Genomic DNA, 19,672 nt, shown 5'->3' on the forward strand with positions numbered 1-19,672 from the left:
GTCGGCGTATTTCGTTTCGGGAACTCTACCATGTTGTTTAAAAAGTTGGCTGATCAGGATGTGTCTGGTAAGACTGTCGTGATTCGGGTGGACATGAATGTACCTATTAAAGATGGTGTCATTGTTGATGATACGCGCATTCGTGCTTCGTTGGCCTCAATTCGTTATTGTTTACAGCAAGGTGCAGCGGTAGTAGTGTTAACGCATCTGGGACGGCCGAAAGCGGGCGCGCCCAAACCGGAAGACAGTGTGGTGCCGGTGGCTCAGCGTCTGGGTGAATTGCTGGGGCAGCGTGTTAGGGTGATGGAAGACTGGCGTGAGCATAAACCCCAGTTGCAGACGGCAGAGGTGGTGATGCTGCCTAATGTACGCCTGAATATCGGTGAAAAGGAAAATGACCATGCTCTGGCTGCTGCTTATGCAGCGCTGGGTGATGTGTATGTTAATGATGCTTTTGGTACGGCGCATCGTGCTGAAGCTTCCACCGCAGCCGTGGCTGCGGCGGCACCATTAGCCTGTGCTGGCATGCTGCTGACAGCAGAACTGGAAGCGTTGACCCATGCGGTGCAGAATCCGCAGGCGCCGGTGGTGGCCATTGTGGGAGGGAGTAAAGTTTCTACCAAGTTGACCATTCTGGAAAGTCTGGCAGATAAGGTTGACTATTTGATTGTTGGCGGCGGGATTGCTAATACATTTTTGCTGGCACAGGGTTTGCCTGTTGGGCAGTCTCTGGCTGAAACTGATCTGGTGGAAAATGCACGGCAGATTATGGCCAAAATAGCGGCCAAAGGTGGCGATATTCCTTTGCCAACTGATGTGGTGGTAGCCAAACGTTTTGCTGAGGATGCGCCTGCTGAAATCAAAAATGTGGCGGATGTGGCTGCGGATGACATGATTCTGGATATTGGCCCGCAATCGGCGCAAAGGCTGGCACATATGATGAAAGCGGCAAAGACTATTGTCTGGAATGGACCGGTAGGGGTATTTGAGTTTGCCTCATTTGCGCAGGGTACAGAGGTGCTGGCTGAGGCGATTGCACAGAGTGATGCTTATTCGATTGCCGGTGGCGGGGATACGTTGGCGGCCATTGCTCAGTTTGGTGTGACTGATGACATCAGTTATATCAGTACTGGCGGCGGGGCGTTTCTGGAGTTTCTTGAAGGTAAGACTTTGCCGGCCGTGGCGGCGTTAACTGCCCGTGCCTGATTGCTGACAAAATCTGCCGGCATTATTGTGGTGCCATTGATTCTGGCGAAATCGCTATATGCAGCGATTTCGCTTTTTTCTTGCCTGTTAATTCTGGTTTGAATGAAAGGGCAGGCAGGGAGAGTACGCTTTGTCGTTAAGATTTTGTGTTGATAGGAATGAATGGTAGATGATGTAATCAGGGATTAATTTTTTTCTGTACGAGTTTAATTATTATCAGTTATGTCTGTATTTATTCTGTTGTTAAGTGGTCTGGCACTTGGCTACGGCGGGATTAGGCTGTTGACGCTGTTAATCTGGGCATGGATGCTTAGGGGCTGACTTACTGGATACGAATAATGGTATCTGCGTGAGCAGGATATCAAAACCGCTAAGGGGTAGGTGGTGATTTCTGCCGCAGGTATTAATCACATGTGATTGCTTATGTGTTGCCGAATAAAAAGTAAATCTGACTGGCAGGATAAAAATAGCACCTTATAGGTGCTGTTTTGTTTTTTGGGAATTAAATAAGATTGTTTACTAATTTATTGCATTTATATTCCTGTTTTTACGTTGATTTATGGAATACTGAGAAATAAAGATGTAATGTATTAATGACTAAAATAATAAGGAGTCATGTTATGAAAACTATTGCCCGTGTAGTAACGCTTGCTGCTTTGTCTTCCATGAGTGTGGGTGCTTTTGCTGCTGTAACTGCAACAGCACAACCGACTGCAGTGATGACTGAAACGGTGGTGGTACAGGAACAGACGCCGGTTAATGGTCTGGTAAATACTCATTCGATTCTGCCGCAGTTGAATCTGAGTACTCAGCAGAAGGCGCTGGTGCAGAAAATTGACCATCAATATGCTAGTCGGCGTCCGCTTCTGAGTAATGAAAATCGCCAGACGCTGGCTAATCTGCGTCAGGAACGCAAAAATCTAGTACTGAGCAAGTTGTTTGATGATGCTAGAGCTAAAAATATGATTGCACAGGAACAGCATATCTGGGCACAACAGCAACAGGCACGTGCTGACTATGATTTTTTACAGCTAAAACGTGAGCATGATATCTATCAGATTCTGACGCCAAAACAGCAACAGCAGTATTGGCGTTTGCGCCAGCAGCAGAAACTGATGTACTAAGACCACAGTAATTTTTCTGTTTCTGTCTGTAGTTTGAATTTGTCATTTCTAACCCCGGTTGCCGGGGTTTTTGTTTGCCTTGGCTCCGGGTGCGGGGATTTATCAGAAACGTATCTGTGCCCGTGCCCACAGGGTACGGCCTGGTTCGTTAACTCGGCGTTCCTGTACGGAGTAGGTGTCAAAATCGTAGGCAGATTTGTTTACTGCTTCGGCATAGGTTTTGTTAAAGACATTGTCGATGCCGATTTGCACCAGTGTGTTTTTGTTGGCTTTCCAGCCTGCATTTAAGGCCAGTGTGCCAAAGCCGCTGCTCTGGCCTAAATCCATGCCAGCGATATTGCCCTGGTTTTTGGCATAGCGGTGCTGACTGGTGGCTAGGCGCCACAGGGCACCGGCACTGAAGTGTTCATTTTCCCAGTTGAGGTAGGTGCGCCATTCCAGTGGCGGGGTTTGTGCCAGTGCTCGCTTGTCACTGCGGTTGCTGGCGTAGGTATAGGCAAGGCTGCCGCCCAGATTCCAGTGTGGCGCAAAATGCCAGTTGGTTTTGGCCTCAAAGCCATAGCGACGTGCATCTATCTGGCGGGCTGTATTTTTTCTGTTAATGCTTTGAATTAGAATAAAATTATTGATTTTACTGGCGAAGATGTCGATGGCACTGTTAATGCTGTTGCCCTGATAGCTCAGGCCGGCATCGATTTCATGATTGGTTTCCTTGCGCAGTTTTTCGCCATTGGCTTTACTGCGTTCCCAGTAATCGGGCGCGCGGTCAGCCAGACCATAGCCGATATAGCTGCTGATTCTGTTGCCACGATGTTCCAGACGGATAAATCCGGCATTTAATCCCTGATGCTGGTTCAGATAGTTTGAGGCAATGGCATTTTTCTGGGGATTAAACAGTGTGCTTGTCCAGTCGTGACGCAGGCCGCTAAACAGGCTGTTGCTGTCGTTCAGGCTCCATTCACTCTGGACATAGACTCCATGACGCTTGTAGGTCTGATTCCACATGAATGGCAGTTTGTAGTAGTTTTCTGCCTGCTGTTTATTGGTACTCATCACCATTGGCCGTGTGCTAACTGTATCACTCTGCCAGTCAGTACCGATTTCGCTGTGGGTGTTACCTAATTCTAGCTGTGCGGATAGTTTGGCCGATTTAATCTCGCGTGCCGGATTCATGACTGAATACATGCGTCGTATCGGCATGGCTGTGGTAGGCATGCCGCTCATACCTGCTGCCATTTTTCCCATGCTCGGTGTCATTTTCATCGGGGCAGGGATGCGCAGGCTGAAGTTATCCATTACATGGTCAATTTTGCTGCGACCATATTCAAACTGCACCTGACTTAACCAGTCAGTGAGGTTTTGCTGGCGTAATTTCATTGACCAGCCGTGGCGGTTAAACTGGGAACCGTCCATTTTGCGGTCTGCATAGCGGGCATGGCCGGTGCTATGTTCGTATTGCACGGCCAGCAGGGTGTCGGCAAAAGGGGTAAGTGCCGTCTGAACCATCTGGTTATTGCGCTTGAAGGCAGAATGAACGGTGTCACCATTGCCATCTTTGTAGTCTTTGGATTCATTGTGGCTGGCATTGAGTCGTAGCCAGCCATACTGATTGCCCAATGTGCCGTCTATATAGGCATCGCTGCGCCCAAATGAACCTTTGGTGAAAGCACTGTCCACTTTGGCTGTAGGGTGAGTCAGTGGTTTTTCATCGCGGATAAAGCGTACTGAACCGCTAATCATGCCCGGCCCATGATTGACGGCTTGCGGCCCTTTGGTAATGATTACCCGGTCGTAGCTGGCAGGGAACAAGTAGGAAGTTGGCGGATCCATGCGTCCGGGACAACCGCCGAGTACAAATTGGTCATTTGCGGTAATCAGCAGGCGCGAACCACCAAGGCCGCGCAGCAGGGGGTCACTAGAGCTGCCACCTTTGCGGATAACGCTCATTCCTGCAACGGATTTAAGTAAATCAGCGCCATCTTGTGCTGGCAGGGGCTGAAGAGCAGCTTTGGGGTCAATCACCTCGACACCCGGTGTATTCTGCTTCGAGGCAACAACGACTACTGGACTTAATTTGGCTGTGTGTTTTTCAGAACTGGCCGGCTGTGCCCGTACAGTGACAAAGAGGCACGACAGGCCAAGGAAGACGAGAGAGCGGTCACGAAAATGCATGGCAAGTACCTGAACGGATGGGATAATTTGATTTATTATATATTAATTAATATAAACAAATCTTTAAATAATTTTGTATCAGTGGGACAAGTAATATTGACAGGCATGTTCAGGAGGTTAGCCACTGGGAGATAATATAAATAATCAGGCCGATGCAGCCGCCTACCAGTGTGCCGTTGATGCGGATAAACTGTAAATCACGGCCAACGCTCAGTTCGAGTTTGTCGACCATCTGTTTGCTGTCCCAGCTTTTCACTTTATCAGCGATAAACTGGCTGACGCGATTTTTGTATTGGCGGATGGTAAATCGGGCACACAGGGTAATGCGGGTATCCAGCCGACGCATAAATTGCGGATACTGGCTGGCCTGTTGCTGCATATGGGCGCATAGACGCGTGAGTTGTTGTTGCCACCATGAGTTGCTCTGGCTGGTGTCATATTCACTCCAGCCAACAAAGCTATCCCATAAATCCATGATGCTTTGCTGCAATGCGGCTGAATGCAGCATTTGTTCCCGTCCGGCTGCGAGCTGCTGGTGCCAGTGCGGGTTGCGACGTAACTGGCGTTCGGTGACCAGAAGCTGTTTGCGGCAGGCACGCCAGAAAGTATGTTGCGGATTGGCCAGTACAGCATCTATATAGGAGTCTGCCCAGTTGAGTGCTTTGCTGGCTACCCAGTCGTCAATCTGGGCAGTAAGGGTAGTTTTCAGTGATGCTTTGAGTTTATCCCATGTGTTGGGGTCGGTTTTTTCGATTTTACCCACCCATGACAGCAGGCTTTTTTCAAGCTGGGCACGCGTTTGCTCATTTTGCAGCCACTGGCGCACTTGCAGTAACAGGGTGCGTAACAATAGTGTGTCGATACCCTGTTTATGGATTAACACTAAAATATTGGCCAGCGTTCTGCCCAAGCGGGCACCACTGTACTGGTGGTTGAGGAGCTGGCTACAGAATCTGGCGACATCACTGGCGGTGGCGGTACGCAATAGCAGTGGAATCTGGCGGATGAGAACAGGTAACCATTGTTGCTGGTTGTGTGGGTCAACCAGCCATTGCAGTGCTTTGCTGGCTGGATGCAGGCGATAGATGCGGCTGGCAATGGCTTTATCCTGCAAGAAATTATTTTCGATAAAGCGTCCGAGTTCATTGGCAATTTTGTCCTGCTTTTGCGGCAGAATGGCCGTATGTGGAATGGGCAGGCCTAGCGGGTGGCGAAACAGTGCGCTTACTGCAAACCAATCAGCCAGCGCGCCCACCATCGCTGCTTCGGCAAAGGCTTTCAAATAGGCCAATGCCGGATATTGTTTTTGCCACAGGCAGCTTATGACAAATAATGCACAGGCTGTTAGCAGCAGACTAGTCGCCAGTAAGCGCATCCGGCGCAAACGCTGGCGTTGCTGAAGGCTGATAACGGTGGCGGTGGACATGGTAATCGGTTTGGTTCAGCTAGGAGTAAATGTATCGCTACTTGAGCTTAGCAGCTAATATAAATATTAATTTGCGGATAAATGACTGAATCGACATCATTATAACGGACTTTTATGCAACTTTTTCTTTAGTTGATACGCCAATAGTCCCTATATAAAAAAGTTTGCCTGAATAAACTCAAACCGTTTAGTGTATATGCTGGTTATTTTGACAAACAAATTTTTAAGGCCTGTATCAACTGAATAATCAGAGCGCCAATATAATTTAAAATAATATACAGTGAAAAATAAACAATAAAAAACAGGCCTAAATGGTCTGACGTTGATAAGCTGAGCCGACCCACTAGTGGCAATAATACACTTACTGCCAGCAAATAATAGCCCGAACTAAAGGTTAAATAATCAACTAAGCCATTTGGTGCAAAACTACTTTTGATGGCGCGAATAAACGCCAATAATGAATAATACCAATAAAATACAAAGTTCAGTAACATCACCACTGACAGTACGATATCGATTAAATTACCCTTAAAATTAGGGATTATAATCCCTTTATTAATCAAGATATTATTACAAGTTACCACAAATAAACAAATAGCCGCTCTGATTAGCAAATTTTTATTGCTTAATTTATCTGTATCAACTTTTTTTGATGTTAACCAAGCAGTGGGTTTAGAAGCAAAAGCAGTATACCCACGCTTTAGTAATAAACCTTGGTGGATCACTTTAAGGATGATAATAATGAAAGCCCCAATGGCATTAGCCAATGCATAAACAAAAACCGGTAAACTAATGAAGATAAAGAAAAAGGGATGGGCATTTTCTCCTAAATAGTAGGACAAAACAAAAATTAGTAGATAACTGATTAAATAACAAAATAGCCTGTAAAATGACGGTAGATTTATCTACAGCAAGTGTGCCTGTATGGCACGGCGCAAAAACTTGTTTTATCGTTTGCCCAAATCCCCATAATAACGAGCCAGAGCAAGCAACCAAACAAAGAAGAATCAATAACGCTCCAATAAAAGCCATCGCACCTTTATCTAAAGGCGGGTACCAAAAGGGCGGTTCGAGCAGCTTCCAAAAGAGATGAAAAATCGCCAAAAAGATTACCGAAGCTTTCAGCAAGTTTATAGTGTTAAAAATGGCAACAGATGGCTTTTTTTTAGCCAATTAATTAACTCCTTATCAATCGAATTAACTGTAATGCGGTTATGGACAGGAAATGTTTAATGGTTAGTAACTTAATTTTGGATTTATTTGCCAGTACATTATTTTATTTGACTTTGTATTTGGCATTAGGTGGCGATAGAAATACAGCGTTTACTGCTTAGACGATAGTTAGATTAAAAAAGCAAATTGCTGCATATAATGGCGCCAAAATAATCGACAAAATAAGAGTAGAAACAATCCTATTTTGTCGCGTTTCCATCGTAAAAGACGTGGATAAAATCATAACCAGAGCTTTATCATTACCCGCATGCTCATGGCAGTGGTAATGGTTATCTCGGGCAGTTCGGAGATGTTTCAGGCAGGTGTCTGCGCAGTATGGCGTTTATATTGCCACCATTTGAACGCATAGCCACCAATCACTGGAATCAGGGCGTAAATAATCAGAGCTGGCCAGCTACCATACCAGTGTACCAATTTGGTGATGCTGCTATCACTATTGAAAATAACTTCGGCTGAAGCATGGTGAATGGCACGCCACCAGCACATAACCAAGAAACCCAGAAACAGCGGCCAGATGTTGCGGGTACGACCACGCTGCCACAATAGGAAAAACACCAGTGCCCACACCAGCGTTAGGGTGGTTACCAGTAAACCCGTATCAGTAGGCAGTTGCAGATAGCGGCAGATGATAAAGGTGATAGCGACCCAGATGCCGGCGAGTACGGCCATGATAAATTCTTCGGGTTTGTTTAGCATGCTGTTGCTTCCTTAGCGAAAATACGGCAATGACTGTCAATATACCGCAGCTATTATGCTTTGTCATGTTCTACCAGCCATGGCATCAGGCTGCTGGTGTCTATGTCCCATTGCCAGATGCCATGCTGGTTGTGCGGATTGAGGCCGCGCAGAAAAAGATAACGTACGCTGATGCTGGGCGGCAGTTGCTGGTGGCTGTGCAGGAAACGTGCACAGGCAATGCTGTAAATCAGTGCCTGAAGGTAGTAGTGATGTTTGGCAATGGCCGCGTCCATGTTTTCCTGTGCATAGTCGGCCAGACGATTACCCAGATGATTGGATTTGTAATCAATCACATATACCTGTCCGTGGATGTCTTCGCCCAGAAGGTCGATAGCGCCGTTGATGAAGCCGTTAACGGTGGCAAAATCCAGCTCCTGTGCTGCCTGAATGCAACACGCCGGCAGCCCGGAGGCACGGGCAAACCACTGTTGTAAATCTGCGATATTGAAGTCGGCAACATGCAGCATGAAGTTCATTTCTGCCACCCGTTGCTGCACCGGCAGGGTGGCAATGGTGGTGTGTGCTGACAGCGGACACTGGCGCACAGCATCGGTGAGTACCTGCATGGTGCCGCCATGCTCGCTGTCAAAACCGTAGCGTGCCAGGCAGGCCAGTATATGCTCCTGTTCAGCCGTACTGGCTGGCAGGCTGAATTCAGTCTGCTCCAGTATGGCATGCAGACACAGACCAGCGTTGATACCGCGCTCAAAAGCCAGTAGGGCAGTTTCGGCTTCGGTGCTGGTATTCAATGGCTGTATTTGCACTTCGGCCTGATCCAGTGCCGGTGCCAGTTTTTCTTCTTCGAGGTTCTGTTCCTGATGACGGTAATCATGTCGGCTCAGGCTGGTAAAGCTGGTATAGCGTACGGCGTGAAACGGGCGTGCAGTCAGAGTTAAGGCTCGATAGGGCTGTTCGGGAGCATTCTGGGCATGGACGCTGGTGGGTGCTACGCTGCCCTCACACCAGTGAAACAGTGCCGGGCTGCTATTGGCCAGACGGGTTTGCCACGCTGCGCGCAGGGTACTGGGCAGGTGTTTTTTATGGGTTTGCTGCCAGAATAGCTGTGATTCTTCCAGCGTACCTTCTGGCTGGCCGTCCAGCAGCCACGCCATGGGATTCGTGGCAGTGCTGTTGCAGGCGGCAGTGTACAAAACCAGTTGCTCGCGCGCACGGGTAAAGGCTACGTAATATAGGCGCAGGCTCTCGGCCATGCTTTCGCGTGCCAGTTCTTCACGGTCGCTTTCACTGAGCAGGGCTGTGGCAATCAGTTCGACACTATCCTGCTGATGCAGACGTTGCCAGTGCTCCTGATTTTTAACGGCTTGTTTGCCGTCCCATGCGAATGGACAGAATACCACTGGATATTCCAGCCCTTTGGATGCGTGCATGGTCACAATTTTCACCAGTGCCTCGTCACTTTCCAGCCGTAGCAGGTAGTTCTCATTGGCCGGACGCTCATTGCTGATGGCGTTGGCTAACCAGCCCAGCAGGGCATTGGCGGTAGGCAGCGTTTGTTCCGCATCAGCCAGTAGCTCGGCCAGTTGCCACAGATTGGTCAGGCTGCGTTCATTGCGCTGGCTGAGTAGTCTGGTTTCCATGCCGGTCTGGCTGGTAAACCACTGTATGGCGGTATAAATGCCATACTGCTGCCATTGTTCACGTGTTTGCAGTGCCAGTTGAATCCATTCGCTCAGGGTATTTTCATTCTGGTTCAGTTCTGCCAGTTGTGCCGCTGTCCAGCCAAACAGCACGCCGCCGAGGATAAAGCGCAGGGTTTCGGTACGCTGCGGTTGCAGCCAGAAGCGTAACAGTGCCATCACTGCCTGTGCTTCGGTACTGGCAAAAACCGACTGGTTGCCAAGGGAGACACTCATGATGCCACAACGTTTCAGCGCACTGGCAATCATGCTGCCTTCATTGTGTGAGTGCACCAGTACGGCAATATCACCGGCCTGTAATGGCCGATTACCCAGTTGCAGCTCGCCGCGCATACCCTGATTAATCATGCCCGCGATTTCATAAGCACAACATTCGGCAGCACGTACCCGCAGGCTGTCCTTGTTGGGGATAATTTCTTCGCCTTTGTCGTTAACCTCAATCTGCTCAGGCAGCCAGCGCACCACCACCGCCGGCACGACAGTGTTGTTTTGGCTGGTATGCAGACGGTTATCTGCTGCTTGTGCCTGTACCGGTGGATAATCAATGCCTTCGAGAATGAATGGCCGCTGTTTACCACTGAATAAATGGCCAATTGCCTGTACCAGCGCCTGATGGCTGCGGTAATTGGTGGTGAGGGTATAGCGCTGCTGTGGTGGGGTATCAGCGGCAGCACGCAGATAGGCGTGAATGTCGGCGCCGCGAAAGCGATAAATGGCTTGTTTCGGGTCGCCCACCATGATGAGCGGTCGGTTCTGTGCGGCAAACGCGGTTTTGAAAATCCGGTATTGTAACGGGTCGGTGTCCTGACATTCATCTACCAGTGCAATCTGCCAGGTTTGTGCCAGCGCAGCGGCCAGAGTTTCAGCCATCGGGTTATCCGCAGACAGCGCCATACCCACATCAGCGAGTAAATCGTCATAACTGCGCTGGTGGCTGTTACGCCGGTGCTCTTGTAGGCACTGGCGCACATGGTTAAAGCAGTCTAGCTGTAATTGCAGCACTACGCTGTTTTCTGCTGCCTGCATGGCGCTAACTGCGTCTGCCAGCTCGGCCAGCAAAGCAACTTTGGCTACCAGCTCATCGTTGAGTGTTTGCCCTTTTCTGGTTTTTTCGTGTAATTGGGCTGCGGCCAGTTTGGCGCATTTTTCCAGTGTGTCCGCTGAAAAAGCTTGACAGCTAGCTGTACTTTCCATGGCCTGTTGTAGTTCACTGAAAAGCTGCTGGTAGCTCTTCTGGCGGTAAACATTACCATTAAGCTGCGGATGTAATTGCCAGAATGCATCCTGAATACTGCTGAAATGGGTGCAGACTGTTTGCCATGCTTGTTGCCAGTTGTCATTAATGGCAGCCATGTCTACAGCAGGTGGCTGGCGTAGCTGTAAATCGGCCACGCCGCAATGCCTCCCCATTTCCTGCATAAGTCGGGCAGGGGTGAGTTTATTTGCTACAGCCAGCGTAGCCATGCGGCTGTTATTGCTTACCTGCCGGCGCCAGAAATCTTCAGCAAAGCGGCACAACAGTTCCGGGTCGGTATCTATGGTTTCTGTATCAAACGGTGTCTGGCACAAAAAGGCATAATCGGTGAGTACACGCTGGCAGAATCCATGAATGGTATAGACGGCGGCGCGATCAAACTGGGTAATCGCTGCTTGCAGGCGCAGTATCAGGCTGGCATCGTCATCCTGAGCGCGCGCACTATCAATCAATTGTTGCAGTACCGGGTCGTTTTGTTCCGGTGGCAGATTATTTTGCAGCAAGGCCAGTGCCTGATTCAGGCGGGTACGCAGACGGGTTTTCAGCTCTGCCGTGGCCGCCTTGGTAAAGGTTACGACCAGAATGGCATCAACCGGTAAACGTTCCAGTAACACCAGCCGCGCAAACAGGGCGGCGATGTTGAAAGTTTTGCCAGTGCCGGCAGATGCTTCAATCAGGCTCGTGCCGTGTAAAGGCATGGTAATCGGATTTAAGGCTTGGCTCATTGTTCTTTATCAGCGCTTTCCAGCGTCACCATCAGCGGCAGCAGTAATTCTTCAATCAGTTGCCAGAACAGGGGGCTATCAATTGGCAGCTCTTCATCGCGGCCAAATACCTGAGCTACTTCAGGATAGTCGGCCTGCGGTTTACCGTTGTGGCTGTCCATATAGACTTTAAAGGCTGCGCTGCGTTCTTCGGCGCCATGCCCGGGTGCACAGTTTTTCTTTTGTCGGCGTTTATACCAAGAACGGGCTGTGCTGAGACTGGTTTTCGGAAAAAACGGCAGTGGCCGGCTTTGTCCCAACTGGTAATATTCCAGCCATAAAGCCAGTTGTGCCTGCGCATCTAGCCGGCTTAGTGCTGCCAGCTTACGCGGTTTGGCTGGATACAGTTCGTATGTATCCTGTGCACACTCAGCTTCGGTTGCACAGAAGAGTAAATGGCGCAGGTATAATTCAATATTATCCGGTGCAGTGGGCGCTTGACAGCGTTCAAGCAGTTGGCCGCACTGGTGTAGATGGCAGATGTTACCACTGAGCTGTAGCTGCTGATGATTAAAGACAAAAGTAATATCAGCCACAGCCGGGCTAAACAATATTTCGCTATCCAGAGCCAGTGTCTGCGTGCGTAGCGTCTGGCTGACAATCACACCCAGCTCACCTTCCGGTATTAGCCCGCTGACGGCCAGCGCTGCATCTACATCGGTAAAATCCAGATGTTGCTGGCGTGCGCGAGTGTAGGCAGTATAGATTAGTGCACTGTTTTCAATGGCAAATGGTTCCGCTGCGCTCACCGCCGTTTCCTGATACGGTGCCTGCCATTGTAACTGTTGCTGGAGCCAGTGGCGTACCGGATTGCGCCAGAAACGGATGAAAGATTCAATATCAATTTCCTGATTATTTTCTTCCGGTTCAATAGTCGTTGCATAGAAAGGTGTAGGTGGGATGATTTTCTGATTCAGTGCATCGGCATAATCACGGCGACAGCTAGCTAAATCACCATTGAAATAGCGATAGGAAAACGGCTGTAACGGATGCTGGATGATATGCTGCTGATTAAACTCCAGTGGATTGCAGCCGGTCATGGCTGCCAGTACATCGGTAAGTTCATATAGCAGAGCCGAGGGCGCCAGTTCTTCATTTTTGCGGATATCCTTACCGACATAGGACAGATACAGTTTTTCGCGTGCGCTCAGAATGGATTCCAGAAACAGATAGTGGTCGTCATTGCGGCGGGCACGGTCGCCCCGGCGCGGATGCTGGGTAATTAAATCGAAGGCGGCCGATTTTGTGGTGCGCGGAAACTCGCCATCATTCAGACCCAATAGGCAGATACAGCGAAAGGGCAGGCTGCGCATCGGCACCATACTGCAAAAAGTAATGCCACCACGGAGAAATCCAGCCTGACGGGTACTGGATAAATGATTCTGTAAATGCTCAATGGCAATAACCGGTTCAATAGGCAGCTCAAACTGTGCCAGTGCAGCCTGTGCCTGCCAGTCGGCCAAACTGGTCTCCAGTTGCTGCATCGCATTACCGGCCAGAGAGTCTGCATCGGCCAAATCTCGCAGTAACTGCCGAGTACGCGTAATCCATTCTGTAATGGTGGCTGCATTCTGCCAGCGCGTATGATGCTCAATCAGGCAATCAATTAACTGTTGTGCACGTGCCAGAATTTCAGTCTGGCCAATATCACCGAACCACGGAAGCTGTTGTTGCCACAGTGCGGTGTGTTTATTGTCTGGCAGCAGCCAGCCCAGTACAGTACGCTCACGCGCTTGCTGCCAGGTAAAATGTTTGCCCTGACCGCCATATTTATTGCGCATATCTGCATTCACACCCCAGCGTACCCCCTGTTCACGCCAGACACGGTTTATCAGCGCCACATCGCTGTCGTTTAAATCGAAGCGTGCGCGCAGGGCGGATTCGTCTAGCAGGGGCTGTATCGTTTCAATATCAAAGCGGCTCTGCATCAGTTGCAGCAGTTTTTCCAGCAATTGCAATAAAGGTTCTTGCAGACTGATCTTAACGTCGGCTATGTTGTAAGGCAGGGCAGGTGTATTGCCCTGATTCTGGCCGAATACGGCATGGATAAACGGCAGATATGGCTCAATATGTGGGGTGAGTACGGCAATATCCTGTGGCTGCCAGCTCGGATGTGCTGCCAAGTCCTGAAGTAGCTGCTCTTTCAGAATTTGCAGCTCACGCAGGCGTGAATGTGCAGCAACAATCTGGATGGAGCTATCATAGGCCTGCCGCTGGTAGGGTGGCTCAGTCTGTTTCGGATGTTGCAGACACTGAATATCGTTTTGCAGCCGATGCAGCAGACTGTCAGCTACTTCACCGCATTCAGCGTACACAGGTGGCATATAGACTACTTCACCCAAATCATTGAGTGCATCAAAAAAATCCCGTCCCTGTTTACCCAAGCTGGCCAGTAAAGGATGGCCGACCACGCTCAGATCAGCTTCCTGATTATGTAGCAGTAAATCGGCAGAAAGCACATTGCCCCAGTATTCAGCACATGGATTAACTGCAAATACATGCACATCAGTATGTTGTGCCATTGCCTGAAATGCTTGCAGATAAACTGGTGCCAGTGTGGCAATCCCGAATACAAAAATTCGTTGCGGCAGGTGTTCTGCACCTAGCTGTGCCAGAAAGTTCTGCATCAGGCCGGCGCGATGGGGCGAATCAGTTTCATTACTCAGCCAGTGCCATAATTCTGCCTGCCAGCCTTCGTCTTCACCCAGATGGGCAGACTCACCGGCTTGCCAAATATTTATCCAATCATTGCGATAGATTAAATATTGGTCAAACATATCAGCAAGTTTTCCGGCTAAATGGTAAGGTGCCTGTATACTGCTATCAAGATAAGATTGCAGTGCTCTGGCAGTCTGGCATAATTGCGGCTGCTGAAATACCGCACTGCGAAATAAAGCCAGCAGACGCCAGCGTAACACTTCCGACTGAAACGGATTAAGTTTTGGCGTCTCTGGTAATATCTGATGGGTTAGTTGCCAAATATAACCGGCAGGCAGGCTGAAATGCAGATTGGCGGCAATGCCGTGCTCCTGTGCCAGATAATGGTTCAGATAGCGGCGCATACCCTGACTCTGTACCACGATTTCTGTGGCCGCCCACGCTGATTGCGGTGAGGTATGCTGATATACGCTGGCAAACAGAGCAGCTAAATCAGCTAATTGATTGGATTGATAAACATACAACATAACAGCATCCGCCACCGGTTAAGGTTGTTATTATAGCCGCACCGAAGTCGTTTGCGTTTGACACTGAACAGGATTTTGCGCCTTTGGCCAGATTTCTTGTACAGACTCAAAAGCACATACTTGGATGTTGAATAGAAAGATTTTTTTTATTAAAAAAAAGTTAATGCTGGTCAAAAGCCGGAAAAAATTGGAAAATAGATTATCAAATACCCTGCCATAAGTAATATGGCAATAAAAGAAGGATATCACAGTGAGATTTGATGGCGTCATTGATGAATTGGCGGCAACTAAAGGTGTCATGGCGTGTGCTGTCGTGGACTATGAAAGTGGAATGTTTATAGATGGTGTCAGCCCGTCAGGAATGGATCTGGACATTTTGTCTGCCGGCAATACCGAAATTGTGCGTTCGGAGGTTAAGGCAATTGCCCGCCTGTATGGTCAGGATAATAACGAAGATGCCATAGATGATATTCTCATTAGTCTGCAAAAACAGTATTATTTATTGCGGCCGATGAAGAATGTTAAGGGCGTATTCATGTTTATGGTGCTCGACCGCACAATCGCCAATCTGGCACTGGCGCGGCGTGCTCTGAAAGTGGCCGACCGCCATTATCGTGACTGAATACAATTAAACTTAATTTGCCAGTAGAGTTTGCTCTCTGTGCAACAGCCTCCTTTTTATTATAAAAGGAGGCTGTTAATTTATTGCGCTTTCTGAATCTGTTTGTCATACCAGCTTAACAGTTCCGATGCTGGTACATAGCCAACCAGTGGCTGGCTGCGATAGCCATTACTGTGAACCACAAATAAACCCGGTGGCCCGTATAAACCATATTGTTGCATCATCCGGCGCTGTGCTGGGGTGTTATTGGTGACATCAATCTGTAAAAATCGCTCCTCTTCAATCACCCTCCTGACTGAAGCTTTGCTTAAAGTAAATGCAGTCATTTCCTTACAGGAAATACACCAGTCTGCATAGAAATCCACCAGTACCGGCTTATCAGGGTTATCATCGAACAGTTGTTGCATGGCCTGACGCAGTTGTTCCGGTTCTTTGAAATAGCGGCCAAAATACTGATTATTTGGCGGCGTCAAAGTTAGAAAACGGTGCAGAGGTGTGGCATAGTTCACCATACTGGCCGCCACAAAAAAAATTCCGCTAATCAGAAACAGTACACCGGCTACCGCATTAAACCAGCGCTGGCGTCCCTGTGAGTGATACCACTGCCAGCCCAGATAGAGTGCCGGTACCAGCATAAGCAGGGTATAAATACTTACCACCAGATAGTAATGCAGAAATGGAGTGGCAATGTAAGTAGCCGCCCCCAGCAGCATCAGCCCGAACAGGTATTTCACACCAGTCATCCAGCCACCGGCACGTGGCATAATGTGAACACCGAATACCGAAATCAGAATCAGCGGAATGCCGGTGCCCAGTGCCATCACATACAGTGCCATACCGCCTAGCGTAGCATCACCACTCTGACCAATATAGCCAAGGGCAAAGGCCAGTGGCGGCGCCACACATGGGCCGACAATCAGTGCTGACAGCGCACCCATCACCATTACAGACAGCAAGTGTCCACCGCGAAAACGGCCACTGACATGCTGAAAGAAAGTCTGCCAGCGCGTGGGCAGTTGAATACTGTACAAATCAAACATCGATAGAGCCAGAATCACCAGTATGGCCGCTGCGGCCAGTACTACTGCCGGCTGTTGCAGCCAGCCTGTCAGAAATGACCCCGTGCGTGCCGTGACAATACCCACAATAGTGTAAGTAAAAGCCAGTCCCTGCACATATACAAATGACAGCACAAACGCCCGCCATTTAGTCGTTTTCTGGCGTGAACCCATCACAATGGCCGAAACAATCGGTAGCAGGGGATACATGCATGCGGTCAGGCTCAGACCCATCCCGGCAATAAAAAAGGTCATTAAATTGGTAATCAGCGTTGCCCGAGAGAGCTGGAACAAACTATCGCTGCCAGAGCTGCCAGACCACTCAGTTGGCTGGGCTCTTTCTGGTGGCTTAGTGAAAGCACTTACATCCGGCTGTCCATGCAGTGGATGAGACACAATAGAATATTTGCCGGTTCGGCTGATGGTTAACGTATTTTCCACTGGCGGATAACAGATACCCGCTTCGGCACAGCCCTGATACGATAGGGTTAACTGATACGGGACAGTTTGTGCGCCTGCACTATAGCGCCAAATCACATCAGCATGGTCATAGTAAACCTGCTGCGTACCAAAAAACTCATCATGTTTCTGTGTACCTGACTGGACAAACTGTGCAGCATCAAGCAGACCGGCCGGTTGAGTAGAAGCCTGAATTTTATTCCGGTACAGGTAATAGCCTTTAGCAATAACAAAACGTACCCGAACATCCTGATCATGAACAACTACTTGCGGCACAAAAGCCTGCTCTGGTGCCAATAGTTTGCCATTATCATCAGCGGCCAATGCAGTGTGGCTTAGTCCCAGTAGCAAAAACAGTAGCAGAAATAACAGTTTTAATAGGGAAACCGTGCAGGCACGCAAGCGAGAAGAAATGTGATACATAAATGTCACAGTAAACAGTGTAATTTCAACCTGAACAACGAACAAAGAGAATGACTACCAGCTAAATCGTGCAGGGTAGCCATTCATCTCCCCTTAATCTTTCTTGACTTTACCCATATAAATACAGATAAAGCTTAAATCTGAGTTTGTCAGTTTACGGGTATTGTATCAGCGCATAGGCAGAATGATTATGAATTGATTCAAAATTTTCACTTTCTACTGTAAAAGACTGAATGCGGGCATCAGCTTTCAGTGCTGTGGCTACATCTCGTACCATGTCCTCAACAAATTTTGGATTATCATAAGCATATTCAGTGACATATTTTTCATCTGGTCGTTTTAACAGTCCGTATAGCTGACACGAACCCTGCTGCTCCACCAGATCAATAATTTCTTCAATTGCCACCGCCTCAGTAGAAATCAGTGTAACCGTAACATGTGAACGCTGATTATGTGCCCCATATGCCGAAATTTCCTTGCTGCAAGGGCACAGACTGGTTACCGGAATGATTACCTGCAAACTATGCTGATAAACACCATCATTAATCTGGCCACTGAGCATCACCTCATAATCCAGCAGACTGGAAATAGCGGTTACCGGTGCCTGTTTGCGCCGGAAAAAGGGAAAGCGCATACTGATTTTACCTGCTGTTGCCTGAAGCTTCTGCAACATATCGGTGGTTAGCTGCTGAAGTGCTACAAAATCAATACTGCCCTGCTGTGCCTGCATTAACTCGATAAAACGCGACATATGCGTGCCTTTCTGCTCGGCCGGCAGCGATACAGTCATGGTTAAATCAGCTACAGTATGCTGTTCACCGGCAGCGCAAATAATACTTAGCGGCAGCCGCAAGCCCTTCACACCAACCTGATTGATTGGCATATTGCGTTTATCAACACTGCTTTGCACATCAGCAATAATGTCCATTCTGATGGTTTTCCTCGCGAAACAAATCTGAATCCAGCCAGACCGGCATAATAAAACCACACAAACCGGCGGCATATAAGACATAAAATTATACTTTATGGCTTAATTCCGAGCAAATCAGTCGGGATTAGTAATGAAGAAACAGCATACTGCCTGATATACGGTGTGCGTGCTAAACTAGATACCCGCAACGCAAATGTCCTCAACGGTATAACAGTTGCCTGAATAGCATAACCAGTAACATATCGGAGAAAATATGAAATTTGCCACACAGACCATTCATTCCAGTTACCAGCCGGAACAACATAACCGTGCTCTGATGCCACCGATTTATCAGAACAGCATGTTTGCCCTGCATGAAATTGGTGAAAATATTCCGTTTCGCTATGCGCGTATCTCCAATCCAACACGGCAGGTGCTAGAAGATACAGTAGCCGAATTGGAAAATGGCTGTGCTGGCTTTGCCTATGGTAGCGGCATGGCCGGAATTGATGCCGTATGGCGTACTTTTCTGCGCCCGGGCGACACCATTGTTGCTGTTGCCGATATTTATGGTGGCGCCTACGACCTACTGACTGAAGTGTATGCACAGTGGGGCGTTAACGTCATTTTTGCCGACCTCACCGATCCGGCCAACCTTGACCGCATACTGGCACAGACCAAAGTGAAAATGGTGTGGCTGGAAACCCCGAGCAACCCCCTGCTGCGTCTGATAGACATAGCTGAACTGGCCGCCAAAGCCAAAGCGGCCGGTGCCATCGTTGGCATCGATAATACCTTTGCTACCCCCTATGTACAACAACCGCTGAATCTGGGTGTGGATATCGTATTTCATTCTGCTACCAAATACCTGTGTGGCCATTCCGATGTGCTAATGGGTATTGTTGTGGTTAAAGACCCGGCACAGGCCAGATTACTGCGTGCCCTGAGCACCAATACCGGAGGCGTGGCCGGCCCGATGGATTGTGCACTGGTATTACGCGGTATCAAAACACTGGTTGTGCGCATGGAGCGGCATCTGGCCAATGCCGCCGAGCTGGCCAAACGTTTGCAGCAGCATCCGGCAGTAGAAAAAGTTTTTTACCCCGGCCTGCCCGAGCATGAACACCATGACATAGCCTGCAAGCAAATGCAGCATGGTTTTGGTGGTGTAGTATCGATTTATCTGCGCCACAACAGCCGCGAAGCAGCCAACAGCGTGATTAAAAACCTGCGCCTGATTCGCATGGCTGCCAGCCTCGGGGGCGTAGAAAGCCTGATTAACCACAGTGCCAGCCAGTCGCACAGTGGGATGAGTACAGAAGTCAAAGAATCGCTGGGCATTCGTGAAGGCTTGCTGCGCATTTCTGCCGGTATCGAAGACATCGAAGATATCTGGAATGATATCAACCATGCACTCAATACCTTGATTTAACCTGTGT

13 protein-coding genes are annotated in these 19,672 nt (G+C 48.8%); 4 read left to right on the plus strand and 9 right to left on the minus strand.

The window, feature by feature from the left end; genetic code table 11:
- Positions 1-30 precede the first annotated feature (30 nt).
- Both MJ764_RS04355 and MJ764_RS04360 read left to right on the plus strand, forming a co-directional pair.
- The gene (locus MJ764_RS04355) at positions 31-1,206 is read left to right on the plus strand and encodes a phosphoglycerate kinase (RefSeq protein WP_239324957.1); all 1,176 of its coding nucleotides are present in this window, start codon (positions 31-33) and stop codon (positions 1,204-1,206) included.
- Positions 1,207-1,826: 620 nt separating this feature from the next.
- On the plus strand, positions 1,827-2,330 hold the full coding sequence (locus MJ764_RS04360) for a Spy/CpxP family protein refolding chaperone (RefSeq protein WP_239324959.1): 504 nt from the start codon (positions 1,827-1,829) through the stop codon (positions 2,328-2,330).
- Positions 2,331-2,432: 102 nt separating this feature from the next.
- Here MJ764_RS04360 and MJ764_RS04365 read toward each other — a convergent pair whose 3' ends face one another.
- From MJ764_RS04365 to recC, 7 genes are all read right to left on the minus strand, one after another.
- Positions 2,433-4,502 (minus strand): TonB-dependent copper receptor, encoded by a 2,070-nt coding sequence (locus MJ764_RS04365; RefSeq protein WP_239324961.1) that lies wholly within the window; start codon positions 4,500-4,502, stop codon positions 2,433-2,435.
- 109 nt (positions 4,503-4,611) lie between these two features.
- Positions 4,612-5,928, minus strand: coding sequence for a DUF445 domain-containing protein (locus MJ764_RS04370; protein WP_239324963.1), 1,317 nt, complete (start codon positions 5,926-5,928; stop codon positions 4,612-4,614).
- A gap of 203 nt (positions 5,929-6,131) precedes the next feature.
- A complete protein-coding gene (locus tag MJ764_RS04375; protein WP_239324965.1) occupies positions 6,132-6,695 on the minus strand; it encodes a hypothetical protein in 564 nt (187 codons plus the stop codon).
- Between the two features lie 22 nt (positions 6,696-6,717).
- The gene (locus MJ764_RS04380; protein ID WP_239324967.1) at positions 6,718-7,101 is read right to left on the minus strand and encodes a hypothetical protein; all 384 of its coding nucleotides are present in this window, start codon (positions 7,099-7,101) and stop codon (positions 6,718-6,720) included.
- Positions 7,102-7,455: 354 nt separating this feature from the next.
- Entirely contained in the window at positions 7,456-7,857 is a 402-nt protein-coding gene (locus MJ764_RS04385) for a hypothetical protein (RefSeq protein ID WP_239324969.1), read from the minus strand.
- A 53-nt stretch (positions 7,858-7,910) separates the two neighbouring features.
- Positions 7,911-11,537 carry an exodeoxyribonuclease V subunit beta gene (gene recB, locus MJ764_RS04390; RefSeq protein ID WP_239324971.1) on the minus strand — a complete coding sequence of 1,209 codons (3,627 nt, stop codon included), beginning with the start codon at positions 11,535-11,537 and terminating at the stop codon, positions 7,911-7,913.
- A complete protein-coding gene (gene recC / locus MJ764_RS04395) occupies positions 11,534-14,761 on the minus strand; it encodes an exodeoxyribonuclease V subunit gamma (RefSeq protein ID WP_239324973.1) in 3,228 nt (1,075 codons plus the stop codon). Before recC ends, recB begins: the two co-directional genes overlap by 4 nt.
- 250 nt (positions 14,762-15,011) lie before the next feature.
- Between recC and MJ764_RS04400 the strand changes: the two genes are divergently transcribed.
- On the plus strand, positions 15,012-15,383 hold the full coding sequence (locus tag MJ764_RS04400; protein ID WP_239324975.1) for a hypothetical protein: 372 nt from the start codon (positions 15,012-15,014) through the stop codon (positions 15,381-15,383).
- An 80-nt stretch (positions 15,384-15,463) separates the two neighbouring features.
- On the opposite strand, the gene dsbD is transcribed toward MJ764_RS04400, so the two are convergent.
- Both dsbD and folE2 read right to left on the minus strand, forming a co-directional pair.
- Complete coding sequence (gene dsbD, locus MJ764_RS04405; protein WP_239324977.1) at positions 15,464-17,323, minus strand: protein-disulfide reductase DsbD; 1,860 nt, start codon at positions 17,321-17,323, stop codon at positions 15,464-15,466.
- A 154-nt stretch (positions 17,324-17,477) separates the two neighbouring features.
- Entirely contained in the window at positions 17,478-18,251 is a 774-nt protein-coding gene (gene folE2, locus MJ764_RS04410) for a GTP cyclohydrolase FolE2 (protein ID WP_239324979.1), read from the minus strand.
- A 256-nt stretch (positions 18,252-18,507) separates the two neighbouring features.
- On the opposite strand from folE2, the gene MJ764_RS04415 reads away from it, so the two are divergent.
- The gene (locus MJ764_RS04415; protein ID WP_239324981.1) at positions 18,508-19,665 is read left to right on the plus strand and encodes a trans-sulfuration enzyme family protein; all 1,158 of its coding nucleotides are present in this window, start codon (positions 18,508-18,510) and stop codon (positions 19,663-19,665) included.
- Positions 19,666-19,672: the final 7 nt, after the last annotated feature.

Origin of the sequence: Snodgrassella gandavensis (genome assembly GCF_914768025.1) — a bacterium.
Classification (GTDB): Bacteria; Pseudomonadota; Gammaproteobacteria; order Burkholderiales; family Neisseriaceae; genus Snodgrassella; species Snodgrassella gandavensis.